The organism is Geodermatophilus poikilotrophus, assembly GCF_900111455.1.
Taxonomy (GTDB): Bacteria; Actinomycetota; Actinomycetes; order Mycobacteriales; family Geodermatophilaceae; genus Geodermatophilus; species Geodermatophilus poikilotrophus.
Map to the genome: position 1 here is coordinate 68,260 of NZ_FOIE01000003.1, position 24,415 is coordinate 92,674.

The window sequence follows — 24,415 nt, forward strand, 5'->3', positions numbered from 1 at the left end:
CGCCCTGCCCCCGGCGCCGGCACGAGCGGGTGGTCGTGGACGGCTCCCGGGCGGAGTCGCCCCGACGGCGGCGGCCTCGGCGGGGCCGCGGCCGTGCGGGCGCAGCGCGGCGGGCCGGGGTGGCTCGGCCAGGTCCGGCCAGGGGGCACGAACAGCCGCCGGGGATGTGGCAGCCGTGCAGCGGGCGCGAGCCAGGAGCTCCGGCTCAGGTGCGGGCGGCGGCCGGGCTGACCTGGGCGAGCACGAACTCGGCCACGACGTCGTGCACCGCGTCGCGGTCGTGCTCGTTGAGGACGTCGTGCAGGTCGCCGGGGAAGGTGCGCAGGGTCGCCCGGGGGAGTCGGGCGACCAGCGTCCGCGAGACCTCGACCGGCACCACCGGGTCCGCCTCGCCGTGCAGGAACAGGGTCGGGATGGACGGCCGGCCCTCGGCGACCCCCGCCGCCACCGCTGACCAGGTGGCCACCACCGCCTCCATGGTCGTCCGGGGGACGGGGCCGCGGTGGACGAGCGGGTCGTGTCGCAGCGCGTCCAGGTACTCGGGGTGGGTGCTGAACATCTCGGCGGGGTCGGGGTCCTCGACGTCCTCGGCGTCCCCGGCCATCAGCGCCTCCACCCAGGGCAGGGGCTGGGCGGGTGGCGCGGAGACCACCAGCGCCCGTGCCAGGTCGGGGGACCGCTGGGCCAGCAGCAGTGCGGCCACGCCTCCGCCGGAGTGCCCCATGAGCACCAGCGGACGGCCGGGGTGCTGCGCCTGGGCGAGGCCGGCCAGGGTGCGGGCGTCGTCGACGTAGTCGTCCCAGGAGTGCATCAGGTCGCGCTCGCCGTCGCTGCGGCCGTGGCCGAAGGCGTCCAGGGCGTGCACCGCGATGCCGTCGGCGGCCAGCCGACGGCCCAGGGGTGCATAGAGCCCCAGGTGCTCACCGAAGCCGCCGTGGCAGAACACGGCGACGGCGCGCACCTCGCCGTCGGGCAGCCAGGCGTCGTGGTGGATGCGGCCACGGGAGCCGTCGAAGAAGGGCATCGCGACCCCTCCCTCCGAGTCGGGCGGACGGGCCCCCGCTGCGGCGATCCTCCTCGCCGGCGACACGGGTCGGAGGGGTCCTCCGACCCTCACCGGCGGCAGCGCCCGACGCCGCGCCGCACGCCCGTCGCCGCCATCGGACGGATCGCGGTCGACGCCGGCCCGGGACGGCCCGGGTCCTCGTGACCCCTGGCAGAGGCTTGACGGACTCGCCCCGTTGGGTCGTAAACTCGCTCATCGGCTAAGCGATCGGGAGGATCGGATGCACCACGGTGGTGGCTCCGGGCGCGAGCAGCTGGCGCGGGCCGCGCGCAGACACAGCACGGCGACCGTCCTGTACCACCACGCCGTCGCCGAGCGGCTCGGCCTCGGGCCCTCCGACCACAAGTGCCTCGACCTGCTGCTGCAGCACGGCGAGCTCACCGGCAGCCGGCTCGCCGCGATGACCGGTCTCACCACCGGCGCGGTGACCGGTGTCGTCGCCCGGTTGGAGGCGGCCGGCTTCCTGCACCGCCGTCCGGACCCGGCCGACGGGCGACGGCAGCTGCTCCGGCCCGTGCCGGAGCGGGTCGAGGAGGTCGCCGCCGTCTTCGCCGAGGACGGGCCGGACCCCGACCGCCTCACCGCCGGGATGACCCGCGAGCAGGTCGACGCGGTGCTCACGTTCCTGTCCCGTGCGACCGACGAGCTGGAGGCGTGCGCGACCCGGCTCCGGGCCCGGGCGCTCCTCGTCGGCGCAGCCCGCGCCTCCAGGCGCGCACCCACCCACCCGGAACGAGCGGAGGACACCTGATGACGATCGTCGACAGCAGCGCGGACGCGGCGCTGCACGAGCTGTTCAACCGCATGTGCACGGCATGGACGGCCGGAGACGCGGCTGCCTACGGGGACTGCTTCACCGAGGACAGCGACTACGTCTCCTACGACGGCACGCACGCGCGCGGTCGCCGAGCGGTGGTCGACAACCACCAGCAGCTGTTCACGGGCGTGCTGAGCGGCTCGGCCCTCGTCGGCGGCGTCGAGTCGGTCCATCACCTGCGACCCGGCGTCGCCGTCCTGCACGCGACCGGCTCCGTGCTGATGCCCTGGCGCTCGAGCCTGCCGGAGCGGCGGCTCTCGCGTCAGACACTGGTCGCCGTGGAGGAGGTCGGCGCGTGGCGGATCGCTGCGTTGCACAACGGTCGGGTCCGGCCGGTCACCATCCCGGGGCCGGCGTCCGTGCCGTCCCGGGTGTCCCGTGCGCTGACCGCGGTGGCCCGCGCACTGGGCGTCGGTCACCCGCTCGGCGGGGGGTGAGCGAGCGCTGCGGCCATGAGCTGCTCTGCGGGCTCAGACCCGGGTGTCCCGCTTGGTCCAGCCGATGACCGCGGTGACGACGAAGAGGAGCAGGCCCACCACGGCCAGCCAGAACAGTCCTTCGAGGACCGCGCCGACGACGGTGACCACCACCCACACCAGCAGCAGGAACCCAATGAGTCGCAGCACGGCGCACCTCCGGTGCAGTCGGACCAGGTCCGTCGAGCGTAGGTCCGGGGGAGCCCGGTTCGGGCGACCGTGCCCCGGGCAGGACAGCGGCCATGGCCTACACCGCAGCGCAGGACCGCTACGACTCGATGACCTACCGGCGCACCGGCCGCAGCGGCCTGGACCTCCCGGCGGTCAGCCTGGGTCTGTGGCACAACTTCGGTGACGACGTCCCGTTCGACCGGCAGCGCGCCATCCTGCGCCGCGCCTTCGACCTCGGCGTCACCCACTTCGACCTGGCCAACAACTACGGACCGCCCTACGGCAGCGCCGAGGTCAACTTCGGCCGGCACCTCGCCGACGACCTCCGCCCCTACCGCGACGAGCTGGTCATCTCCACCAAGGCCGGTTACGACATGTGGCCCGGCCCGTACGGCCAGGGCGGCGGCGGGCGGAAGTACGTGCTGTCCAGCCTCGACCAGTCGCTGGCCCGGATGGGCCTGGAGTACGTCGACGTCTTCTACTCCCACCGGCCCGACCCGACCACGCCGCTCGCGGAGACGATGGGCGCGCTGCACAGCGCCGTCCGGGCCGGCAAGGCGCTCTACGCCGGCATCTCGTCGTACTCGCCCAAGGACACCGCCAAGGCGGCGGAGATCCTCGCCGACCTGGGGACGCCGCTGCTGATCCACCAGCCGTCGTACTCGATGCTCAACCGCTGGATCGAGACCGAGGGGCTGCTCGACACGCTGGAGGACGTCGGCGCCGGCTGCATCGCCTTCTCCCCGCTGGCCCAGGGGATGCTCACCAGCAAGTACCTGGACGGCGTCCCGGAGGGCTCGCGCGCCAGCCAGGGCAAGTCGCTGTCCACCGACCTGCTCACCGACGAGGCCCTCGAGCACGTCCGCGCGCTCAACGACATCGCCGAGAAGCGCGGGCAGAGCCTGGCCCAGATGGCGCTGGCCTGGGCGCTGCGCGACCCGCGGGTGACCAGCGTGCTCGTCGGCGCCAGCAGCGTCGGCCAGCTGGAGCAGAACGTCGGCGCGCTGGAGCGGCTGGACTTCTCCGACGACGAGCTGGCCGCGATCGAGCAGCACGCCGTCGACTCCGGCATCGACCTCTGGGAGGCCCCGCGGACGGCCTGAGCGGCCTCCTGCAGGTAGCAGGATCCCGACCTCCCCGCCCGTCGCGAGCTCAGGGCGGTGCCCTGGACGGGGCCGGGGCAGGGGGCCTTCCTCAGGCGTCGCGTTCGACGAGCGCGGCGAGCCGGTCCAGCGCCATCCGCCAGCCGAGCTCGTTGTCCGCCGGTGCGACGCCGTCGGGCACGCCCTCGTGCACCGCGGTCAGCTCGGTGCCGCCGTCGCCGGCGTCGGCCAGGGCGATGGTGCTGGTCATCTCGCCCCCGAACACCGGGTCGGCGGTCTCGAAGACGTCGACCTCCACGACCAGCTCGTCGGGCACCAGGCGGACGAAGCGGCCGCGGTAGGTGTCGGTGTGCGCGGTCGACTTCCCCTGCGGTCCCGGCTCGTCGTAGGTGAGCGAGACGCGCAGCGTGCCGCCCTCGCGGGCGTCGAACTCGTGCACCTCGCACGTCATGCCCTCGGGCACCTTCCAGCGGGCGACGGCGGCGGGGTCCAGCAGGGCGCGGTAGACGGCGGCGCGTGGCGCCCGCAGGGAGCGGCTCACCCGGGTCGTGGTCACGGCCGCCATGGTGCCGCGCCGCCCGACCCGTCGAGTGCTACGAACTCGTGGTGATCGCGCCGCGATCACCACGAGTTCGCAGCACTCGGCAGCGAGGAGGCGCCCGTGGACCTCGACGAGGTGGCCGACGAGCTGTACGCGGTGCTGCCCGACGAGTTCGTCGCGGTGCGCGGGCAGCGCCAGGACGACGCCCGGGCCGCGGGGAACCGGACCCTGGCCCGGGAGATCGGCGCGCTCCCCAAGCCGACCGCGGCGGCCTGGGTGTGCAACCTGCTGGTGCGCGAGCAGCGTGCGGAGATCGAGGGCCTCGTCGAGCTCGGCGACCTGCTGCGGCAGGCGCAGGAGAGCCTGGCCGGGGACCAGCTGCGGGCCCTGGACCGCCAGCGCTCCCAGCTGCTGACCGCGCTCACCAGGCAGGCGACCGCGCTGGCCCGGGAGCACGGCATGCGGGTGGGCAGCACGGTGGAGACCCAGGTCGCGGACACGCTGCGCGCCGCGATGGCCGATCCGGCGGCCGGCGAGGCGCTGCTGTCCGGCCGGCTCACCGCGGCGATGTCCTACAGCGGCCTGGGGACGACGGGGACCCGGCCGGCGCTGCGGCTGGTGCGGCCGCGACCGGAGCAGCGCGAGGCCCCCGCGACGCGGGGCGGCACCGCGGGCACCCGCCGGCGTTCCGCCGGGGAGGCCCAGCGGGCTGCCGAGGAGGGGGCCCGGCGCCGTGAGGAGGCGCGACGCCGCGAGGAGGAGGCGCGGCGGGCGGCCGAGGAGCGCCGACGGCGCGAGCTCGAGGAGGCGCGCGCCGCGGCGGAGGAGGCGACCGCGCTGGCCGCCGAGGCCGTCGCCGCGGCCGAGGAGGAGCGGCACCGCGTCGACGACCTCGATGCGCGCCGGGCCGACCTGCAGGCGCGGGTCGAGGAGCTGGCCGACGAGCTCGCCCGCACGGAGGAGGAGGCCGCGCGGACCGCCGAGGAGCTCCAGCGGGCCGAGCGGCACCGGCGCACCGCCGAGCGGCGAGCCACCGAGGCCGCCGCGGCCCGCGACCGGGTGCTGGCCGCGCTCCGCGCGCTCGAGGAGGGCTGACCCGCCCGCTCAGCCCATCGACTTCTGGCCGTCGATGGTCTCCCGCAGGATGTCGGCGTGACCGGCGTGCTGGGCGGTCTCGGCGACGATGTGCAGGAACACCCGGCGCGCCGAGCGGTGCGCGCCCGGCTCGAACCACGGCGCCTCCGGCAGCGGGTGCGACGCGTCGAGGTCGGGGAGGGTGCGCACCACCTCGTCGGTGCGCCGTGCGACCTCCTCGTAGTGGGCCAGCACGCCGTCCAGCGTCTCGTCGGGGCCCAGCCGGAACTCCTCGGCCCACCTCGCCATCTGCTCCGGGTCGGTGGCCGAGGCCATGGCGCCCGGCCCGTTCAGGACGAAGTCCACCCAGCCGGCCTCCTGGGAGGCGACGTGCTTGACCAGCCCGCCGAGCGTCAGCTCGCTGGCCGTCGGCCGCAGCCGGGCCTGCTCCTCGGTGAGGCCCTGGACGGTGTACCGGAGGAAGTGCCGGTGCGCGGCCAGCGCCTCCAACAGGTCCGCCCGCTCGCCGGTGAGGGTCGTGGTGTCCATGGTGTCCGCCTTTCCGGGTCCCGTTCCTGTCGAGGACGACGCTAGGAGGTACAAGTGTCAGATCCTGACCGCAGTGTCGGTCAGGATCACGGCATGACCGATCCCGGCGCCCGCATACTCCGGCTGCTCTCGCTGCTGCAGCAGCGCCGCTACTGGGCCGGCGCCGACCTCGCCGACCGGCTCGGCGTCTCGGTCCGCACGCTGCGCCGGGACGTCGACCGGCTGCGCGAGCTCGGCTACCCGGTGGAGGCGCAGCGCGGCGTCGACGGCGGCTACCAGCTGGCCCCCGGCGCCGCGCTGCCGCCGTTGGTCCTCGACGACGAGGAGGCGGTCGCCTTGACCGTCGGCCTGCAGACCGCCGCGCAGAGCGCCGTCGCCGGGACGGCGGAGTCGTCGGTGCGGGCGCTGGCCAAGGTCGTGCAGGTGATGCCCGCACGGCTGCGGCGCCGGGTCGAGGCGCTGCGGGCGGTGACCGACCCCGCGCCGTGGGCCGCCCCGCGGCAGCTCGTCGACCCGGAGGCGCTGGCCGTCGTGGCCCAGGCCTGCCGCGACTGCGAACGGCTGCACTTCGCCTACACCGCCGCCGACGCCACCCCGTCGGACCGGAGGGTCGAGCCGCACCGGCTGGTCACCCTCGGCCGGCGCTGGTACCTGGTCGGCTACGACCTCGACCGCGGCGACTGGCGCAGCTTCCGCCTCGACCGGCTGGCCCGGCCGCAGCCGACCGGGGCGCGGTTCGCACCGCGGCGGCTGCCGGCCGAGGACGCCGTCGCGTTCGTCCGGGCCGGCACGGCGGCGCTGAGCGCCCCGACCGCCGTCGAGTTCCTCGCCGACGCCCCCGCCGACCGCGTGCGGGCGCGGATCGGGCGGTGGGCGCGCGTCGAGGACGACGGTCCCGGCCGCTGCCGGGTGCGCATGGAGGCCGACGGCCTGGACTGGCCGGCGTTCGCCATCGGCACCCTGGGCGCCGAGGTCACCGTCGTCTCGCCGCCGGAGTTGCTGTATCTGCTGCACGAGTGGGGGCATCGGTTCAGCAGGGCCGGTTCCGTCGTACCCCCGGACGAGCATGGGGACCGTCCCACCGAGGGGAGGCCGCCATGACCCGCACCGTCACCAGCATCGAGGCCCTCGACCTGGAGATCGCCGTCGCCTACATCGCGCTCGGCGTCGCCCGCAGCGCCGCGGCCCACAGTCCGTCGGCCGAGAACCAGCGGCAGGTCGCCGAAGCCGAGGCCGACGTCGACGCCCTGCTCGACCGGCGCCTCGCCGCCGCCTGAAGCCCGTCGCCGGCCCCTCAGGGGCCTGCGCCGAGCCTGGTGACGTGCTGGAACGGCCACCCTTCAGGGGCCCGCGCCGAGCTTGCGAGGCGCGGGGGGAAGGGTGGTCCTCCGACTAGCGTCGGGCCATGACCGGCCCCGCACCCCGCGTCGCCATCGTCACCGGCTCCGAGTCGGGCATCGGCCGGGCCACCGCCGTCGCGCTCGCCGGACAGGGGTGCGACATCGGCATCACCTGGTACCGGGAGGAGGAGGCCGCCGAGGCCACCGCCGCCGAGGTGCGCGCGCTCGGATGTCGCGCGGAGGTCCGGTACGTCGACCTCACCCGGCTCCCGCAGGCCGCCGACGTGGTCGACGACCTGGCCGAGGCCCTCGGCGGGATCGACGTCCTGGTCAACGACGCCGGCACCGGGCACGCGTCGACGGTGCTCGACACCGACTTCGCCACCTGGCGGGAGGTGCTGGCGACCGACCTCGACGCGGCGTTCCTGTGCCTGCAGCGAGCCGCCCGCCGGATGGTCGCAGCCGGCCGCGGCGGGCGGATCGTCAACGTCACCAGCGTCCACGAGCACCAGCCCCGGGTCGGCGCCGCCGCCTACTGCGCGGCCAAGGGCGGCCTGGGGCTGCTCACCCGGGTCGCCGCGATCGAGCTGGCCGAGCACGGCATCACGGTCAACGCCGTCGCGCCCGGCGAGATCGCCACGCCCATGACCGGCCAGGAGGACGAGGACCCGACCGCTCCGGGGCACGAGCGGCCCGGCATCCCGCTGCGCCGTCCCGGCGACGCCCGCGAGGTGGCCGCCGTGGTCGCCTTCCTCGCCTCGCCGGAGGCGTCCTACGTGACCGGGTCCTCCTACGCCGTCGACGGTGGGATGCTGCAGATGGGCCCGATGGCCGGATCGCACCTGGACTCCGACGACTGGCGGCGTCCCTGACCGGAGCCGGTCAGCCGGCGAGCAGGTCCAGCAGCTGCCTCCGGTCCGGACCGGGCGTTCCCGGCGGCGGCTCGCCGGCGTGGGCCGCCAGCCGCTCGGCCATCCCGGGACGCGCCAGCACGTCCCCGGGCAGCGCGAGGCAGGTGACCGTCTCCAGCAGCGCGCGGTAGGCGTCGGCGTCGTGCACGGCAGCGGCCAGCAGCGCGGCGCGCACCGGGTCCGGCGGCGGGGGCTCGCGGCCGGCACGGAGGGCGTCCATCTCGGCGATCCGCGCCCGGTCGGCGGTCAGCTGGCCCCGGTAGAAGGGCGTGACCTCCCGCTCGGTGGCCTCGTCGAATGTTCGGGCCAGCTCACCCGGGTCGTCGAGCGAGGTGCGCACCGCGGCCCGCAGCAGCTGCGCGTGCAGCGCCCCGACCGAGATGCCGCGACCGGCCGAGGGGTTGGTGCAGGCCCAGGCGTCGCCCACCGCGACGAAGCCGGTCACCACCGGGACGCCGTCCACCACCAGACGCCGGTAGCGGTCCAGCACCCCGGCCATCGCCAGCACCCCGGTGATCGGCCGGCCGTCCAGCCAGTGCGCCTGCCGCGGGCAGGCGGCCACCACCCGGTCGAACACCTCCGCCTCGCGCAGCGCCTTGAGCGGGGCGTCGCGGGTCGGCCCGAAGACGGTCACCGACCAGGTGTCGTTGTCCCCTCCCAGCGTGATCAGCGAGATGCTGCCCACGGGCGCCAGTTGCGGACCGATCCGCCGCGGCTGCTCGGGGCCGGTGAAGTAGCGGGTGTAGTACACGAAGCCGCTGGCCGAGCTCTCCGCCCGGCCGGGGCGGGCGTCCAGCTCGGCCAGCCAGTCCGCGCTCGGCGACCGGCGTCCCGTCGCGTCGACGACCAGGTCGGCGGTGACCTCCTCGCCGGTGCCGGTGCGCACCCCGGCGACGTGCGGGACTCCGGGCAGCGACGAGGGGCCGCGCAGGAGCCCCGCGACCCGCACCCCGCGGCGGACCGAGAGCCGCGGGTGCTCCTCCGCGGCCGCCGCCACGACCGCCTCGGTGACCGGGCGCCGACCGGTGACGAAGCGGAAGCGGTCGTCGCCCGGCCGGGGCGCGCGGTCCTCGATCGACGGCGGCAGGGACTCCAGGTAGTCGACCCCGACGCACCCGCCGTCGGCGAGCCGCTCGGTCAGCCCGGGCAGCTCCCGGTCGACCACCTGCCGGAAGCGGGGGAGGAGGGTGTGCGGCTGGCGGAACTGGGCCACGCCGGTGCGCCGCCAGCCGTCCCACGCCTCGCGGGACGTCCCGGGAGGGTCGGCCGCGTCGGGTTCCAGGACGGTGACCTCGTGCCCGTCCTCGGCCAGCATCAGGCCCGCGCACAGGCCGACCACCCCGCCGCCGCACACCACGATCGTCGCCATGCCGCCTCCCGGGTCCGCCGGGGACGCTGCCACCGCGCCGGGGGACCGGACAGTGCCGGAAGCCCCCGTGGTCCCGTCGCCGTCCCGGGAGCCCCGCGGTCGTCGCCGTCCCGGTGCCCGGCCCGGCCACCAGCATGGTGATCATGGGCTCGGTGCGCCCTCGGCCGGCGTGTCGGCGCGTGTAGCCGGCAACAGCCCCATGACCACCTGCGGGACGGCGTCCGGGGCGGGTCGCCGGGTGGGAGCGTGCCGGACCGGCGCCGTCAGCCGCGGCGCCTGCCGCGCTTGTTCCGGTAGAGGTCGGCGTCGGCCCGCACGAGCAGCTCGGCGAGGGTGTCCCCGGGACGGGCGGTCGCGGTCCCGGCCGACCAGGCCGCGGGGTGGGCGGCCCGCAGCCGGGCCAGCAGGTCCTCGGTGCGGGCGGCGTCGGTGGAGGGCAGGCTGAGCACGAACTCGTCGCCGCCGTAGCGGCCGAGCAGGTCCGACAGCCGCAGCTGCGCGCTCCACCCGGTGGCCAGCGCCTGCAGCAGCGCGTCGCCGGCGCGGTGGCCGGCCTGGTCGTTGACCGCCTTGAAGTCGTCGAGGTCGATGAGCACCACCGTGAACGGCTCGCCGCTGCGCAGCGCGTGCGCCAGGCCGCGGTCGGCGGCCGCCTGCCAGGCGCGCCGGTTCGCCAGCCCGGTGAGCGGGTCGGTGCCGGCGGCCCGGTACAGGTCGCCGGACAGGCGGGACTGCACCTCGGTGAGGACGACGACGGTGACGACCGTGGTGAGCCACTGCGGGAGGAAGCCCGACGGGGCCGCGGCCACGGCCCCGACCGTCGTGAGCGCCAGCAGCAGGCCGACGTGCAGCCGGGCGGCACGCCGGGAGGAGAAGTGCGCGCTGAAGACCGCGACGGCCACCATCGCCGGACCCAGACCGACGACCGCCACCGCGGTCGCCGACCGCCAGCACAGCACGCCGAGCACCGCCGAGAGCAGGACCACGGCCGCGTGCAGCGAACGGGGACCCAACCGGTCGCGGCGCAGCCCCAGCACGGCCGCCCCGGCGAGACCGAGTCCCACCAGGCCCCACAGCAGGAGGACCGGTGAGCGCCCGGACGACGGCGCGAGCGCGCCCACGGCGCACAGCGCCGCCCCCACCGCGTACAGCAGTGAGAGCAGCGCGAAGCCGCCTGGCCGCAGCGTCTGCATGGACCCCCCGTTCGTCGGGGCCAGGATCAGCCGCCCCGACGACGCTCCGCAGCGTTGCGGAACCGGCCCGACCCCATAGGGGGACTCCCCGCCGCCCGACCGGGGGAGGCCGGGCTCACTCGCTGTCACTCCTCCGTGGCGGCGGTCACCCGCCGGTGAGCTCGGTCGGCACGGTGATGACGTCGACCATCGCGCCGCGGCGGTGCACCGTGACCGGCAGCGGCCGGCCGATCGCCTCGTCGAACAGCAGCCGCTGCAGGCTCTGCGCCTCGGCGACCGGTCGCCGCCCGGCCTCGAGCACCAGGTCGCCGGGCTTGAGCCCGGACCGGTCGGCCGGCGAGCCGGGGACGACGTCGACGACGCGCAGCCCCCGCCGCCGCCCGGTGCGCTCGGCCAGCGCCGCGGGCAGCGGGGCCGGCGTGCTGACCAGGCCCAGGTAGGCGCGGCGCACCCGGCCGTCGCGCACCAGCGCGTCGACGATCCGCCGGGTGGTGTCGTTGACCGGCACCGCCAGGCCCAGCCCCCAGCCGGCGACGGCTGTGTTGACCCCGACCACCCGGCCGGCGGAGTCGGCCAGCGCCCCGCCGGAGTTGCCGGGGTTGAGCGCGGCGTCGGTCTGGATGACGTCTTCCACCACCCGGGCGGTGCGCCCGTCCCGGGTGGGCAGCGACCGGCCCAGGCCGCTGACCACACCGGCGGTCACCGAGCCGGCCAACCCGAGCGGGTTGCCGACCGCGACCACCAGCTGGCCGACCCGCAGGGTCGCGGCGTCGCCGAGCCGGGCCGGTGGGGGAGTGGCGCCCCGGGCCCGGACGACGGCGAGGTCGGACAGCGGGTCGGCGCCCACGACGTCGACCGCGGTCTCGCTCCCGTCGGCGAAGACCGCCCGGCCCGTGCGGGACCGGCCGACGACGTGGGCGTTGGTCAGCATCAGCCCCCCGCCCGGGACGACGACCGCCGAGCCCGCGCCACCGCGGCCGTCGGGCCCGGTGACCTGCAGTGCCGCGACGTGCGGGGTGAGCTCGGCGGCGACCGCGGTGACGACCTGCGAGTAGGCGTCGAGGGCCGGCTCGCCGATGGAGCCCGAGGGGTCCGGCTCGTGCAGCACTCCCATGGCGCGCCTCCTTCGATTACACGCTTACACCAGTGAACGCCGAACCGGCCCGGTGCGGCAGCGGTCATGCCGTGGGCGAACAGCGGCCCGATACTGGCGCGGTGACGATCCCGGCGACCGCTCGCCGAGCAGCGGCGGAGCAGGCGTGGAGGCAGCTGCGGCCGGAGCTGGAGGCAGCCGCGGTCGCCGCGCTCGGCCCGGCCGAGGGCGACGCCTTCCTCGCCCGCGCCGACCTCGCGCTCTACGACGTCCACGAGCCGCTGGCCACCCTCTACGGAGACGCCGCCGACGAGCTCTTCGCCCGCGCGCTGCGCAGCGCACTGGCCGCCGCCGTCGAGCGCCCGGAGGCCCTGCAGCGCATCGACCGGCGCCGGGAGGTCGACCCGGGGTGGTTCCTGCGGTCCCGGGTGCAGGGGTACGTCTGCTACGTCGACCGGTTCTGCGGCACCCTCGACCGGCTCCCCGGCCGGCTGGACCACCTCGCCGGGCTCGGCACGACCTACCTGCACCTCATGCCGCTGCTGCAGCCGCGGCCGGGCGAGAACGACGGCGGCTACGCGGTGCTGGACTACCGCGCGGTCGACCCGCGGCTGGGCACGATGAGCGACCTCGAGGACGTCGCCGGCGCACTGCACGACCGCGGCATGGCGCTGTGCATCGACCTGGTGCTCAACCACACCGCCCGCGAGCACGCCTGGGCGCGGGGCTGGCTGGCCGGCGACCCCGCGTACGCCGGCTTCTACACCGCCTTCCCCGACCGCACGCTGCCCGACGCCTACGACGCGACGATCCCCGAGGTCTTCCCCGACCGGGCGCCGGGCTCGTTCAGCTGGGTGCCGGAGGCCTGCGGCGGCGCCGGCGGCTGGGTGTGGACGACGTTCTGGCCGTACCAGTGGGACCTGGACTACTCGAACCCCGAGGTCACCCTGGCGATGCTGGGCGAGATCACCTGGCTGGCCAACCGCGGCGTCGACGTCTTCCGGATGGACGCCGTCCCCTTCATGTGGAAGCGGCTGGGCACCAGCTGCCAGAACCAGCCCGAGGGGCACAGCCTGCTGCAGCTGCTGCACGCGCTGACCCGGCTGGCCGCCCCGGGCGTCGTCTTCAAGGCCGAGGCGATCGTCTCGCCCGACGACCTGGTCGGGTACCTGGGCGGGCACGACCGCTACCGGCCCGAGTGCGAGCTGGCCTACCACAACCAGCTCATGGTGCTGCTGTGGAGCAGCCTGGCCACCCAGGACGTCCGGCTGGCCCGCCAGGCGCTGCGCAGGATGCGGCCGGTGCCGCCGAGCGCCACGTGGTGCACCTACGTGCGCGGCCACGACGACATCGGCTGGGCCGTGGCCGACGCCGACGCCGCCGCGGTGGGCCTCGACGGGTTCGCCCACCGCCGCTTCCTCAACGACTTCTACGCCGGCCGCTTCCCCGGCTCCTTCGCCCGCGGCGCCCTGTTCCAGGAGAACGAGGTCACCGGCGATGCCCGCGTCTCCGGCTCGGCCGCGTCGCTGTGCGGCATCGAGGCCGCGCTCGAGGCCGGGGACGACGCCGCGCTGGACGCCGGGGTCCGCCGGCTGGTGCTGCTGTACTCGGTCGCCTACGCGTACGGCGGCATCCCGCTGCTCTACATGGGCGACGAGCTGGCCCTGCGCAATGATCCCGGCTACCTCGCCGATCCCGCGCTGGCCCCGGACAACCGCTGGATGCACCGCCCGCCGATGGACTGGGACGCCGCGGCCCGCACCACCGACCCCGCGACGATCGAGGGCCGGGTGTGGCGGGAGATCCACCGGCTGGGCGAGGTGCGCCGCGCGCTGCTGGCGCTGCGCGGCGGCGTCGAGTCCACGGTCGTGGACGCCGGCAGCGACGCGGTGCTGGTCTGGCGGCGCAAGCACCCGCGCAGCGGCACGTTCGTCGGGCTGGCCAACTTCTCGCCGCGCCCTCAGGGCGTGGACGCCGACACCGTCACCGGTTTCGGCGACTTCGAGCAGGTGCACGGCAGCGACGGCGTCCTCCCGGTGCGCGACGGGCAGGTCGTCGTCCCGGGCCTCGGCTTCGCCTGGTTCGCCGAGCCGTGAGCCGGGGAGGCGGCCCGGGGACGGAGCCGGGGGCCACGGTCGGCGTCGAGGAGGAGTTCCACCTGGTCGACCCCGACACCCTCGCGCTCACCCCGGGCGTCACGGCCGTGGCGGCCGCGCTGGCCGGCGACGCGGGGGAGCACGTGCACCCGGAGATCGTCAGCACGCAGCTGGAGACCGCGACCGGCGTCTGCACGACCCTCGCCGAGCTGCGCACCCAGCTGACCGCCACCCGTGCGGAGGCCGCGGCCGCCGCGGCCCGCGACGGGCTGGCCCTGCTGGCCTCCTCCACCCACCCGTTCGGCACCTGGCGGGAGCAGCGGCTCACCGCCGCGCCGCGGTACCGGGACATGGCGCAGCGGTGGGGCGCGCTGGCCCACCGGCAGGACATCTGCGGCTGCCACGTGCACGTCGGCGTCCCCGACGTCGGGACGGCGGTCGCGGTCATGGACCGGCTCCGCGCGTACCTGCCGGTGCTGCTGGCGATGACCGGCAGCTCGCCGTTCCACGACGGCGCGGACACCGGCTACGAGTCCTGGCGCACGGTGTGGTGGTCGCACTGGCCCAACGCCGGGCCGCCCGAGCCGATGGGCAGCGAGCAGCGGTTCCGCGAGGTCGTCGACGGGCTGGTCCGCTCCGGGGTGGTGCAGGACGGCCGGCACCTGTACTGGGACGTGCGGCCCTCGGCGCGCTGGCCGACGCTGGAGTTCCGGCTGGCCGACGTCTGCACCGACCTCGACGCCGCCGTCCTGCACGCCGCGCTGGCCCGCTCGCTGGTGCGGGTGCTGGCCGGCCGCGCCGAGCACGGCGAACCGTTCGACGAGCCGCGTCCGGAGCTGCTGCGGGCGGCCCGCTGGCGGGCGGCCCGCGACGGCCTCGGCGGGGAGCTGTTCGACCCGGTGCGCGGCGAGCCGGTGCCCGCGCGGGACGCCGTCGCCGCGCTTGTCACCGAGCTCGCCGACGACCTGCGCGCGCACGGCGAGGAGGACGACGTCGCCGCGCTGCTCGACCGGCTCTGGGAGCGCGGCACCTCGGCCGCGCGGCAGCGGGCCACCTGGTCACGCACCGGCGACCCGCGGGCGGTGGCCGCCGAGGTGGTGCGGGACGGCGTCCCCGGCGCCGGGATAGACCGGAGCCCGCGGGGTAGGAGGCGACCATGACAGAGCCGCGTCCCCTCGCCCTGGTCACCGGCGCCTCGAGCGGCATCGGCCTCGAGCTGGCCCGCCAGTTCGCCGAGCACGGCTTCGACCTGGTGGTGAACGCCGAGGACGCCGAGCTCACCACCGCGGCCGAGCAGCTGCGCGCGGCCGGCACCGCGGTCCAGGCGGTGCAGGCCGACCTGCGGTCGCGGACGGGGATCGACGACCTCTGGGCCGCGGTGCAGGCGACCGGGCGCCCGCTGGCCGCCGCCGCGCTCAACGCGGGTGTCGGGAAGGGCGGGCCGTTCACCGAGAACGACCTGGCGGACGAGCTCGCGATCATCGACCTGAACGTCGTCTCCACCGTCGTCCTGGCAAAGTACGCGCTCCGCGACATGGCCGCGCGCGGCGAGGGCCGGGTGCTGATCACCTCGTCGATCGCCTCGACGATGCCCGGGCCCCACCAGGCGGTCTACAACGCCTCCAAGTCCTTCGTCCAGTCGCTGGCCGAGGCCCTGGCGACCGAGCTGCGCGACACCGGGGTCACGGTCACCTCGCTCATGCCCGGCCCCACCGACACCGAGTTCTTCGAGCGCGGCGACCTGATGGACACCAAGCTCGGCCAGGGCCCCAAGGACGACCCGGCGCAGGTCGCGAGGCAGGGGTTCGAGGCGATGATGGCCGGCAAGGACAAGGTGCTGGGCGGCTCGGTGATGAGCAAGGCGCAGGCGGTGGTCAACTCGGTGCTGCCGGACCGGCTCAAGTCCGCCGGCCACGCGAAGATGGCCGAGCCGGGCAGCGCGGGGTAGTCCCGTGGCGGGCATCCACGACCTGGCGCGGCCGCTGCGGGACCCGGCCGACCTCGACCCGCTGCTGGAGCGGATCGGCGACGCGCCCGTCGTGGCCATCGGCGAGGCCAGCCACGGCACGCACGAGTACTACGCCTGGCGGGCCGCGCTGACCCGCCGGCTCGTCACCGAGCGCGGCTTCGGCCTCGTCGCCGTCGAGGGCGACTGGCCGGACTGCTACCGCGTCAACCGCTCGGTCAAGCTCCGTCCCGGTGCCGACGCCGACCCGCGCGACGCCCTGGACGCCTTCTCCCGCTGGCCGACCTGGATGTGGGCCAACGACGACCTCGTGGACTTCTGCCGGTGGCTGCGCGACGTCAACGCCGAGCGCGTCGAGGGCGAGCGGGTCGGCTTCTACGGCCTGGACGTCTACAGCCTCTGGGACTCGGTGCACGAGCTCGTCGGCTGGCTGCGCGACAACGAGCCCGAGCACGTGGACACGGCCGTCCGGGCGCTGCGCTGCTTCGAGCCGTTCGGGGAGGACGGCGCCGAATACGCCTTCGCCAGCCGCTTCGCGCCGACCAGCTGCGAGCAGGCCGCCGTCGAGCTGCTGCACTCCCTGTGCGAGGGGCGCGGCCGGGCCGAGGCCGGGACCGACCCGGAGGCCCGCTTCTCCGCCGAGCAGAACGCGGCCGTGGTCGTCGACGCGGAGCGCTACTACCGGGCGATGGTGCAGGGCTCGGCGGAGTCGTGGAACGTCCGGGACGTGCACATGGTCGACACCGTCGACCGGTTGCTGGCGCACCCGGAGAGCGGGACCCACCCGGCCAAGGCCGTCGTCTGGGAGCACAACACGCACATCGGCGACGCCCGCGCCACCGACATGGCCGACGCCGGGATGACCAACGTCGGGCAGCTGCTGCGCGAGCGGCACGGCACCGACGGCGTCGTCCTCATCGGCTTCGGCGGGTACCGCGGCGGCGTGATCGCCGGCAGCGGGTGGGGTGCCCAGATGCAGCGGATGCCGGTGCCCGAGGCCCGGTCCGGCAGCCTGGAGGCGCTGCTGCACGAGGAGCTGGGCCGCGACGCACTGCTGGTCTGGGACCGCGACGGCGCCCGGCCGGCCGAGCTGGACCGCCGGCTGGACCACCGGGCGATCGGCGTCGTCTACCGGCCCGAGCGGGAGAAGTGGGGCAACTACGTGCCGACCGTGCTCGGCGAGCGCTACGACGCCTTCCTGTACCTGGAGGACACCTCGCCGCTGCAGCCGCTGCACCTGGAGCGGGCCGACGAGCACGTACCGCCGCTGGCGCACGCGGTCTAGGGCCCGGTCATGGCGCTCCCGCACGCCGCGGAGGGACGGCTCGCCGCTCGCCCACCGGCCGCGCCGGCCGCACTGCCGTACCCGCCGGGGGTCCGCACGCTGGAGCTGGGGCCGCACGCGCAGGCGCAGCTCGTCGTGCCCGAGGGGCCGCCCCGGCCGCGGCCGCTGCTGGTGTTCTTCCACGGCGCGGGGGGGATGGCGGCGCAGTCCGTGGCCCTGGTCGGCGACCCGGCCACCGCGCGGGACGCCCTGGTGCTGGCCCCGTCGTCGGTCTCCTCGACCTGGGACCTCATCGCCGGCGGCCTCGGCCGGGACGTCGCGGTGCTCGACGCCGCCCTGGCGCAGGTCTTCGCCCGCCAGCCGGTCAGCCGCGTGGCGCTGGGCGGCTTCTCCGACGGCGCCTCGTACGCGCTCAGCCTCGGGCTGGCCAACGGCGACCTCGCCGAGGCGGTGCTCGCCTTCTCCCCGGGGTTGGCCGTCCCGCCACGGCTGGTGGGCCGGCCGCGGATCTGGATCTCCCACGGCACCGACGACCGGGTGCTGCCCGTCGCCCGGTGCGGACGGCGGCTGGCCCGCGAGCTGGGCACCAGCGGGTACGACGTCACCTACGAGGAGTTCGACGGCGGCCACGTCGTCCGGCCCGGCGACGTGACCGCCGCCCTCACCACCTGGCTGGGCGAGCCCGGCTGAGCCGTGAGCGCCGATGGCCCCGTCCCGGGCAGGCTCCGTCGAGGGGCTCGCCGGGGCCCTTCTACGGTGAGGAGGACGGGGTCCTGCTCCGGAGGGTGGGGAGGACGGGGTCCTCCCTCAGGCGGACCGGCGCTCGGTCATGTCCGTCGGCGGTGCCTGCGGGTCCTTGCGGCCGCCGGTCTTGCCGACCGCGAACCCCGGCCCGAGCTCCTCCAGCGCCAGCCGCCCGTACACCTGCTGCTGGGTGGCCACCCGCTCGGCGCGGCCGCGGCCCAGGAAGCTGACCATCCAGTGCAGCACCGCGGTGACCCGGCTCTTGAAGCCCACGATGTACATCAGGTGCACGACCAGCCAGAGCACCCAGGCGAAGAAGCCCTCGAACTTGAGGTTCTTGATGTCGGCGACGGCGGAGAAGCGGGAGATCGTCGCCATGTTGCCCTTGTCGCGGTAGTGGAACGGACCGCGCGCCTCGCGCCCGGCGATCCGCCGCGTGATCTGGTCGGCGGCGTACCGCCCGCCCTGGATGGCGACCTGGGCCACGCCGGGCAACTTGTCCAGCGCCATCATGTCGCCGACGACGTGCACCTCGGGGTGCCCGGGCAGCGTGAGGTCGGGCAGCACGTTGATGCGTCCGGCGCGGTCGATCTCGGCGCCGGACTGCTCGGCGAGGAGCCGCCCGAGCGGGCTGGCCTGCACGCCCGCCGCCCACACCTTGGTGGCCGCCTGGATGCGGCGGACCTGCCCGTCGCGGTCCTTGACCGCCAGGCCGTCGGCGTCGAGGTCGGTGACCATCGCGCCGAGCTGGACCTCGACGCCGATCTCGTTGAGGTGCCGGCGGGCGCGCTCGCCGAGCTTCTCGCCGAACGGCGGCAGGACCTGCGGGGCGGCGTCGAGCAGGATGATCCGGGCCTGGGTCGGGTCGATGCTGCGGAAGTCGCGGCGCAGGGTGCGGTGGGCCAGCTCGGCGATCTGCCCGGCCATCTCGACACCGGTCGGACCGGCGCCCACCACCACGAAGGTGAGCAGCCGGTCGCGCTCGGCCGGGTCCGTGGCGAGCTCGGCCAGCTCGAAGGCGCCGAAGATGCGCCCGCGCAGCTCCAGGGCGTCGTCGATGCTCTTCATGCCGGGCGCGAACACGGCGAAGCGGTCGTTGCCGAAGTAGGACTGCCCGGCGCCGGCGGCGACGATCAGCTCGTCGTAGGGGTGCACCGTGGTGCGGCCCAGGATGGTCGAGGTGACCGTGCGGGCGGCCAGGTCGACGCCGGTGACCTCGCCGAGGACGACCCGGGCGTTCTGCTGGTGCCGCAGGATCTCCCGGGTGGCCGGTGCGACCTCGCCCTCGGACAGGATGCCGGTGGCCACTTGGTACAGCAGCGGCTGGAACAGGTGGTGGCTGGTCTTGCCGATGACGGTGACGTCGACCGGGGCCCGCTTGAGCGCCTTGGCGGCGAACAGCCCGCCGAAGCCGGAGCCGACGATGACGACCCTGGGCCGGCCGGACGGTGAGGTGCCGGCGGGGCCGGCCACAGGTGATGTCGTCATGATGAATCAGTCTCCCACCTCGGTGTCCCGGGACGCGGACGCCCGGGAGCGATCCAGGTCACTGTCCGCCGTCCTACCCGCTGGTGAGCGGGTCACGCGGGCGCGGTAGACCGGTTCGGTGCCGAATCCCGCGACCCGGCCGGTCCTCGTCCCCGGCCTCGGGCTCGACGGGCGCTCGTCGGCCCGGCTCCGGGAGCTGGTGCCGGCCGACGTCGTCCTGCTGCCGGGGATGGGGCTGCCGGGCCCGGTGCCGTCGCTCGAGGAGCTCACCGTCCTGCTGCGGGACCGGCTCGGTGGCGGGCCGGTGCTGCTGGTCGGCCACTCCCAGAGCTGTCAGGTGGTCGCCGCCCTGGCCGGTGACCCGCGCGTCACCGGGCTGGTGCTGTTGGGGCCGACCACCGATCCCCGCCTGCGGTCGGGGGGAGGACTGCTCCGGCGGTGGGTGGCGACGGCGGTCGGGGAGCGGTGGCCGCACGCGCTGCTGGCGCTGCCGCAGTGGCTGCGCACCGGGCCGCGGGCGATGCGGCAGCTGTGGGCCGTGGCCTCACCCGACCGGATCGACGTCCGGCTGCGGACCGTCGGCGTCCCGGTGACCGTCGTCCGCGGCACTCGCGACCGGCTCTGCGCGCACGACTGGGCCGCCGCCGTGGCCGCGGCCGCGCCCCGCGGCCGGCTGGTCGAGCTGCCGGGCGCGGCGCACCTGACCCCGATGACCCACCCGGGGGAGGTCGCGGCCCTCGTGCGGGAGTCCGCGGCGGAGCGGCGCCCGGGCGCCTGACGACGGGGAACGCGGGCGGCCCGGGCGCTCGGGTGGGTGGCCGCTGCGTGACACGATGTGCTCGTGGCCTCCTCCTCCGCCTCGGCCGGCGCGCTGCTGCGGCACGTCCGCACCGGCCGCGCGCGCAGCCGGGCCGAGCTGGTGGCGCTGACCGGCGCCTCGCGGAACACCGTCAGCGCCCGGGTCGACCAGCTGATCGCGGCCAACCTCCTCGCCGAGGGCGGCCGCGGCTGGAGCACCGGCGGGCGCCCGCCGACGCTCCTGCAGTTCAACAGCCGCGCGGGCTGCGTGCTCGCCGTCGACCTGGGCGTCACGAGCGTCGACGTCGCCGTCACCGACCTCTCGGCGCAGGTCCTGGCCACCGTCGGCCACTCCATCGACATCGCCGACGGCCCCCGGCCGGTGCTGGCCGAGGTCGACCGGCTGGCCCAGCTGGTCCTCGCCGACGCGGGCCTGGAGCCGGCCGACGTGTGCGCCGTGGGGGTCGGCGTCCCCGGCCCGGTGGAGCACTCCAGCGGGCGCCCGTTCCACCCGCCGATCATGCCCGGCTGGCACGACTTCCCGATCCCCAGCGCCTTCGGCCGCTACGAGTGCCCGGTCTACGTCGACAACGACGTGAACGTCATGGCGCTGGGGGAGATGGGCGCCGCCGGGTCGGTGCAGGACGTGCTGGTCGTCAAGGTCGGCACCGGCATCGGCTGCGGCGTCATCGTCGACGGGCGGGTCTACCGCGGGGCGCAGGGCAGCGCCGGGGACATCGGGCACATCCACGTGACGACGCCCGACGGGCGGCTGGTGACCTGCCGCTGCGGCCAGGAGAACTGCCTGGAGGCGCTCGCCGGCGGAGGTGCGCTGCTCACTGACGCCGTCGCGGCGGGGCTCCCGGTCCGCACCACCCGCGAGGTCGTGGAGCGAGCCGCCCAGGGCGACGGTGCGGCGATCGAGCTGGTCCGCGAGGCCGGGCGGACGATCGGCACGGTGCTCGCGGCGCTGGTCAACTTCTTCAACCCGCACCGCATCGTGGTGACCGGCGGCGTGGCCCAGGCCGGCGTCCCGCTGCTCGCGGGCATCCGGGAGTCGGTGTACCGGCGGTCCATGCCGCTGGCCGCCCGCGCGCTGGAGATTACCGTCAGCGCGGCTCCGGAGCTGTCCGGCCGGATCGGCGCCGCCCTGATGGCCATCGAGGGCTTCCTCGACGAGGAGTCGGTCGAGCAGGCCCTCGCGCGGTGACGCGGTCGGCCCACCGGCCGAGACCGCGACCACTGTCGTTCCCTGCCCGGTGAGCCCTCCCGTCGGACCCGCCGGGGACGCTGCGGCCCTGCCGACGGGCACGACACCGCGGCCACGTCCGGACACGCCCGGCGCGGCAGCTGGGGTCCGGAGCACCGTCACGCCATCGGGTCTCGTTTCGGCAACCCCCGTTCAGTGGTCTTGACCACGTCCGGCACGGCCCCTTATGTTCTCGCTTCAGCCGACTAATGGTCAGTGTTGAGCAGAAGTTCGGGTGGTGTCGCTGTGGCTGTCCTTCCTCCCCGCGCTGGGGTGCCTCCTCTGCTGGAGGTGCACGGCGTCGTCAAGTCGTTCCCGGGTGTCCGGGCGCTGGACGGGGTCGACCTCGACGTCCGGGCGGGGGAGGTGCACTGCCTGCTCGGCCAGAACGGTGCCGGCAAGTCGACGCTCATCAAGGTGCTGGCCGGGGCGCACCAGCCCGACGCCGGCCGGATCAGCTGGCGCGGGGAGCCCGTACGGCTCACCGACCCGCAGGCGGCGATGTCGCTCGGGATCGCGACCATCTACCAGGAGCTGGACCTGGTCGCGGGTCTCACCGTCGCCGACAACGTCTTCCTCGGCCGCGAGCACGCGCGGCTGGGCCTGACCCGGCCGTCCTCGGCGAACCGGGCCGCCGCCCGGCTGCTGGAGCGCCTCGGCCACGCCGACATCCGGCCCACCGCGGAGGTCGGCTCGCTGCCGGCGGCCGCGCAGCAGATGGTCAGCATCGCCCGGGCCCTCTCCCAGGACGCGAAGCTGATCATCATGGACGAGCCGTCGGCCGTCCTGGACAGCGAGGAGGTCGAGCGGCTGTTCGCGGTGATCCGCGACCTCACCGCCCACGACGTCGCCGTCGTCTACATCTCCCACCGGCTCGAGGAGATCCGCGAGGTCGGCGACCGGATCACCGTCCTCAAGGACGGCCGCACCGTCGCCACCGGCCTGCCCGCCCGCGAGACCCCGACCCGCGAGGTCATCACGCTGATGACCGGCCGCGACATCGAGTACGTCTTCCCCGAGCGGCGGGAGCACCCCGACCCCGACGCCGCCCCGCTGCTGGAGGTCGAGGGGCTGGGGCTGCGCGGCTCCTTCGCCGACGTCTCCTTCACCGTCCGCCCCGGCGAGGTCGTGGGCCTGGCCGGCCTGGTCGGCTCCGGGCGCTCGGAGATCCTCGAGAGCGTCTACGGCGCCCGCCGCCCCACGTCCGGCACGGTCCGCGTCGGCGGCCGGCGGCTGCGCCCGGGGGACGTCGCCGCCGCGGTCTCGGCCGGCGTCGGCCTGGCCCCCGAGGAGCGCAAGAGCCAGGGGCTGCTGCTGGGGGAGTCGGTCTCCCGCAACATCAGCCTGTCCAGCCTGGCCCGGTTCGCCCGCGCCGGCTTCCTGTCCCGGTCCGCGGAGGCCGAGGCCGCGCGGCAGCAGGTGACCGCGCTGGAGGTCCGCCCGGCGGACGTCGACCGGGAGGTCCGGACGCTGTCGGGCGGCAACCAGCAGAAGGTCGTGCTGGCCCGCTGGCTGCTGCGCGACTGCCGGGTGCTGCTGCTCGACGAGCCGACCCGGGGCGTCGACGTCGGCGCCCGCTCGGAGATGTACGCGCTGATCCGCGCGCTGGCCGACCGCGGTGTGGCCGTCGTCGTGGTGTCCAGCGAGATCCCCGAGGTGCTCGGCCTGGCCGACCGGGTCCTGGTCATCGGCGACGGCCGCGTGCTGGCGGAGGAACCGGCCGGCGCGCTCGACGAGCACCGGGTGCTCGACCTGGTCATGCAGGACGCGGCCGTCCACGGCGGCCAGATGCACACGCGAGACGACGAGCAGGCACAGCGCGAAGGGGACGTGGCATGAGCAGCACGACCGCGACGACGGGGACCGACGCCCCGCAGCAGCCGTCCGGCGCCGCAGCGCGCCGCGGCGGCTCGGGGTTCCTCGCCGGGCCCATCGGCCGCAACCTCGGCCTGGTCGTCGCCCTGGCGGTGCTCTGCATCGTCGGCACCGCCACCGCCCCCGACCGGTTCCTCGCCATCGACAACGTGCTCACCATCCTGCGGCTGGCCGCCGTGATCGGCGTGGTGAGCATCGGGATGACGTTCGTGATCATCGGCGGTGGCATCGACCTGTCGGTCGGCGCGATCGTGGCGCTGTCCTCGGTGTGGGCGACGACGCTGGCCACCCAGGCGATGGCGGCGGACGTCCACTGGATCGTCATGGTGGTCACCGCGCTCCTGGTGGGCGCCGGGTGCGGGCTGGTCAACGGGATAGTCATCGCCTACGGCAAGCTCGTCGCCTTCATCGCCACGCTGGCCATGCTCGCGGCCGCCCGCGGCCTGGCCGAGATCATCGCCAACCGGCGCACCCAGATCGTGCAGGACCGCGACTTCCTCGCCTTCTTCTCCGGCGACGTCCTCGGGGTCCCCACGCTGGTGGTCATCTTCGCGCTGGTCGCCGTCGCCGGGTGGGTGCTGCTCAACCGGACGACGTTCGGCCGGCGCACCTTCGCCGTCGGCGGCAACGCCGAGGCCGCGCGGCTGGCCGGCATCCGGGTGCAGCGGCACACCATGTGGCTCTACGTGCTCTCCGGCGTCACCTGCGGCATCGCCGCGGTCATGCTCATGGCCCGCACGACGACCGGCAGCTCCACCCACGGCACGCTCTACGAGCTGGACGCGATCGCCGCGGTGGTGATCGGCGGCACGCTGCTCATCGGCGGCCGCGGGACCATCGTCGGCACCGTCCTGGGCGTGCTCATCTTCACCACGCTCGGCAACGTCTTCACGCTGAACAACCTGTCCAGCTCCGCCCAGGCGGTCGCCCGCGGCGTGATCATCGTCGTCGCCGTCCTGCTGCAGATGCGGCTGGCGACCGGCTCGTTCAGCCTCGGTCGGCTCGGCCGCGGCGCCGGCACCGGCAGCCCGCCCGCCCCGGCCGGCGCGGCCGGCACGGTCTCCGGCGGCGCGACGCCCGGCGGCCCCGGCGGCCCCGCGCCCGGCGCGACGACCGACCGCCCCTGACGCGGTCCGGGGCGGCACCGTCCCCGGACCGGCACCACCGCACCACCCCGACCACCTGGCCGACGACAGCCAGGGAGGCGATAC

At 75.6% G+C, this 24,415-nt stretch carries 24 protein-coding genes; 16 read left to right on the forward strand and 8 right to left on the reverse strand.

Translation table 11 applies throughout. From position 1 onward, the window contains the following. Window positions 1-205 precede the first annotated feature (205 nt). The gene (locus BMW27_RS07835; protein ID WP_091441951.1) at window positions 206-1,024 is read right to left on the reverse strand and encodes an alpha/beta hydrolase; all 819 of its coding nucleotides are present in this window, start codon (window positions 1,022-1,024) and stop codon (window positions 206-208) included. A gap of 262 nt (window positions 1,025-1,286) precedes the next feature. Here BMW27_RS07835 and BMW27_RS07840 point away from each other — a divergent pair, with 262 nt between their 5' ends. Together BMW27_RS07840 and BMW27_RS07845 are read left to right on the forward strand one after the other, a co-directional pair. After that, window positions 1,287-1,817, forward strand: coding sequence for a MarR family winged helix-turn-helix transcriptional regulator (locus BMW27_RS07840; RefSeq protein WP_091441954.1), 531 nt, complete (start codon window positions 1,287-1,289; stop codon window positions 1,815-1,817). After that, a complete protein-coding gene (locus BMW27_RS07845; protein ID WP_091441956.1) occupies window positions 1,817-2,320 on the forward strand; it encodes an SgcJ/EcaC family oxidoreductase in 504 nt (167 codons plus the stop codon). Before BMW27_RS07840 ends, BMW27_RS07845 begins: the two co-directional genes overlap by 1 nt. Window positions 2,321-2,353: 33 nt before the next feature. On the opposite strand, the gene BMW27_RS23285 is transcribed toward BMW27_RS07845, so the two are convergent. Beyond that, window positions 2,354-2,509 carry a hypothetical protein gene (locus BMW27_RS23285; protein ID WP_175486419.1) on the reverse strand — a complete coding sequence of 52 codons (156 nt, stop codon included), beginning with the start codon at window positions 2,507-2,509 and terminating at the stop codon, window positions 2,354-2,356. Between the two features lie 92 nt (window positions 2,510-2,601). Here BMW27_RS23285 and mgrA point away from each other — a divergent pair, with 92 nt between their 5' ends. Further along, window positions 2,602-3,633 carry an L-glyceraldehyde 3-phosphate reductase gene (gene mgrA / locus BMW27_RS07850; protein WP_091441958.1) on the forward strand — a complete coding sequence of 344 codons (1,032 nt, stop codon included), beginning with the start codon at window positions 2,602-2,604 and terminating at the stop codon, window positions 3,631-3,633. A gap of 91 nt (window positions 3,634-3,724) precedes the next feature. Here the strand turns inward: mgrA and BMW27_RS07855 are convergent, their stop codons facing one another. Then, window positions 3,725-4,198: an SRPBCC family protein gene (locus tag BMW27_RS07855; protein ID WP_091441961.1), complete on the reverse strand. Its 474-nt coding sequence runs from the start codon at window positions 4,196-4,198 to the stop codon at window positions 3,725-3,727. A 96-nt stretch (window positions 4,199-4,294) separates the two neighbouring features. On the opposite strand from BMW27_RS07855, the gene BMW27_RS07860 reads away from it, so the two are divergent. Continuing rightward, on the forward strand, window positions 4,295-5,269 hold the full coding sequence (locus BMW27_RS07860) for a hypothetical protein (protein ID WP_091441962.1): 975 nt from the start codon (window positions 4,295-4,297) through the stop codon (window positions 5,267-5,269). Window positions 5,270-5,278: 9 nt separating this feature from the next. Here the strand turns inward: BMW27_RS07860 and BMW27_RS07865 are convergent, their stop codons facing one another. Continuing rightward, on the reverse strand, window positions 5,279-5,797 hold the full coding sequence (locus BMW27_RS07865) for a DinB family protein (RefSeq protein ID WP_091441964.1): 519 nt from the start codon (window positions 5,795-5,797) through the stop codon (window positions 5,279-5,281). Between the two features lie 93 nt (window positions 5,798-5,890). On the opposite strand from BMW27_RS07865, the gene BMW27_RS07870 reads away from it, so the two are divergent. The 3 genes from BMW27_RS07870 to BMW27_RS07880 all read left to right on the forward strand — a co-directional run bounded on the left by BMW27_RS07870 (window position 5,891) and on the right by BMW27_RS07880 (window position 8,009). Beyond that, the gene (locus BMW27_RS07870; RefSeq protein WP_091441965.1) at window positions 5,891-6,898 is read left to right on the forward strand and encodes a helix-turn-helix transcriptional regulator; all 1,008 of its coding nucleotides are present in this window, start codon (window positions 5,891-5,893) and stop codon (window positions 6,896-6,898) included. Continuing rightward, window positions 6,895-7,074 (forward strand): hypothetical protein, encoded by a 180-nt coding sequence (locus tag BMW27_RS07875; protein ID WP_091441966.1) that lies wholly within the window; start codon window positions 6,895-6,897, stop codon window positions 7,072-7,074. Before BMW27_RS07870 ends, BMW27_RS07875 begins: the two co-directional genes overlap by 4 nt. 128 nt (window positions 7,075-7,202) lie before the next feature. Beyond that, window positions 7,203-8,009, forward strand: coding sequence for an SDR family oxidoreductase (locus tag BMW27_RS07880; RefSeq protein WP_091441967.1), 807 nt, complete (start codon window positions 7,203-7,205; stop codon window positions 8,007-8,009). A gap of 10 nt (window positions 8,010-8,019) precedes the next feature. On the opposite strand, the gene BMW27_RS07885 is transcribed toward BMW27_RS07880, so the two are convergent. From BMW27_RS07885 to BMW27_RS07895, 3 genes are all read right to left on the reverse strand, one after another. After that, complete coding sequence (locus BMW27_RS07885; protein ID WP_091441968.1) at window positions 8,020-9,417, reverse strand: NAD(P)/FAD-dependent oxidoreductase; 1,398 nt, start codon at window positions 9,415-9,417, stop codon at window positions 8,020-8,022. A gap of 263 nt (window positions 9,418-9,680) precedes the next feature. Beyond that, window positions 9,681-10,610 (reverse strand): GGDEF domain-containing protein, encoded by a 930-nt coding sequence (locus tag BMW27_RS07890; protein ID WP_091441969.1) that lies wholly within the window; start codon window positions 10,608-10,610, stop codon window positions 9,681-9,683. A 145-nt stretch (window positions 10,611-10,755) separates the two neighbouring features. Beyond that, window positions 10,756-11,724 carry a S1C family serine protease gene (locus BMW27_RS07895; RefSeq protein ID WP_091441970.1) on the reverse strand — a complete coding sequence of 323 codons (969 nt, stop codon included), beginning with the start codon at window positions 11,722-11,724 and terminating at the stop codon, window positions 10,756-10,758. A 101-nt stretch (window positions 11,725-11,825) separates the two neighbouring features. On the opposite strand from BMW27_RS07895, the gene BMW27_RS07900 reads away from it, so the two are divergent. The 5 genes from BMW27_RS07900 to BMW27_RS07920 are packed head-to-tail and all read left to right on the forward strand — an operon-like array spanning window position 11,826 to window position 17,740. Next, a complete protein-coding gene (locus tag BMW27_RS07900) occupies window positions 11,826-13,799 on the forward strand; it encodes an alpha-amylase family protein (RefSeq protein WP_245743371.1) in 1,974 nt (657 codons plus the stop codon). Further along, window positions 13,796-14,959, forward strand: coding sequence for a carboxylate-amine ligase (locus tag BMW27_RS07905; RefSeq protein WP_175486420.1), 1,164 nt, complete (start codon window positions 13,796-13,798; stop codon window positions 14,957-14,959). Before BMW27_RS07900 ends, BMW27_RS07905 begins: the two co-directional genes overlap by 4 nt. Next, window positions 14,956-15,747, forward strand: coding sequence for an SDR family NAD(P)-dependent oxidoreductase (locus tag BMW27_RS07910; RefSeq protein WP_091441974.1), 792 nt, complete (start codon window positions 14,956-14,958; stop codon window positions 15,745-15,747). The genes BMW27_RS07905 and BMW27_RS07910 overlap by 4 nt, the downstream gene beginning before the upstream one ends. A gap of 4 nt (window positions 15,748-15,751) precedes the next feature. Beyond that, the gene (locus tag BMW27_RS07915; RefSeq protein WP_091441976.1) at window positions 15,752-17,050 is read left to right on the forward strand and encodes an erythromycin esterase family protein; all 1,299 of its coding nucleotides are present in this window, start codon (window positions 15,752-15,754) and stop codon (window positions 17,048-17,050) included. 9 nt (window positions 17,051-17,059) lie between these two features. After that, window positions 17,060-17,740 carry an alpha/beta hydrolase gene (locus tag BMW27_RS07920; protein WP_091441979.1) on the forward strand — a complete coding sequence of 227 codons (681 nt, stop codon included), beginning with the start codon at window positions 17,060-17,062 and terminating at the stop codon, window positions 17,738-17,740. A 117-nt stretch (window positions 17,741-17,857) separates the two neighbouring features. Here the strand turns inward: BMW27_RS07920 and BMW27_RS07925 are convergent, their stop codons facing one another. After that, window positions 17,858-19,282, reverse strand: a complete 1,425-nt coding sequence (locus BMW27_RS07925) for an NAD(P)/FAD-dependent oxidoreductase (protein ID WP_091441982.1) — start codon at window positions 19,280-19,282, stop codon at window positions 17,858-17,860. Between the two features lie 118 nt (window positions 19,283-19,400). On the opposite strand from BMW27_RS07925, the gene BMW27_RS07930 reads away from it, so the two are divergent. From BMW27_RS07930 to BMW27_RS07945, 4 genes are all read left to right on the forward strand, one after another. Further along, window positions 19,401-20,060, forward strand: a complete 660-nt coding sequence (locus BMW27_RS07930) for an alpha/beta fold hydrolase (protein WP_091441984.1) — start codon at window positions 19,401-19,403, stop codon at window positions 20,058-20,060. Window positions 20,061-20,123: 63 nt separating this feature from the next. Then, window positions 20,124-21,290 carry an ROK family protein gene (locus BMW27_RS07935; protein ID WP_091443047.1) on the forward strand — a complete coding sequence of 389 codons (1,167 nt, stop codon included), beginning with the start codon at window positions 20,124-20,126 and terminating at the stop codon, window positions 21,288-21,290. A gap of 312 nt (window positions 21,291-21,602) precedes the next feature. Beyond that, window positions 21,603-23,168 (forward strand): sugar ABC transporter ATP-binding protein, encoded by a 1,566-nt coding sequence (locus BMW27_RS07940; protein ID WP_091441987.1) that lies wholly within the window; start codon window positions 21,603-21,605, stop codon window positions 23,166-23,168. After that, the gene (locus BMW27_RS07945; protein ID WP_091441991.1) at window positions 23,165-24,331 is read left to right on the forward strand and encodes an ABC transporter permease; all 1,167 of its coding nucleotides are present in this window, start codon (window positions 23,165-23,167) and stop codon (window positions 24,329-24,331) included. Before BMW27_RS07940 ends, BMW27_RS07945 begins: the two co-directional genes overlap by 4 nt. Window positions 24,332-24,415: the final 84 nt, after the last annotated feature.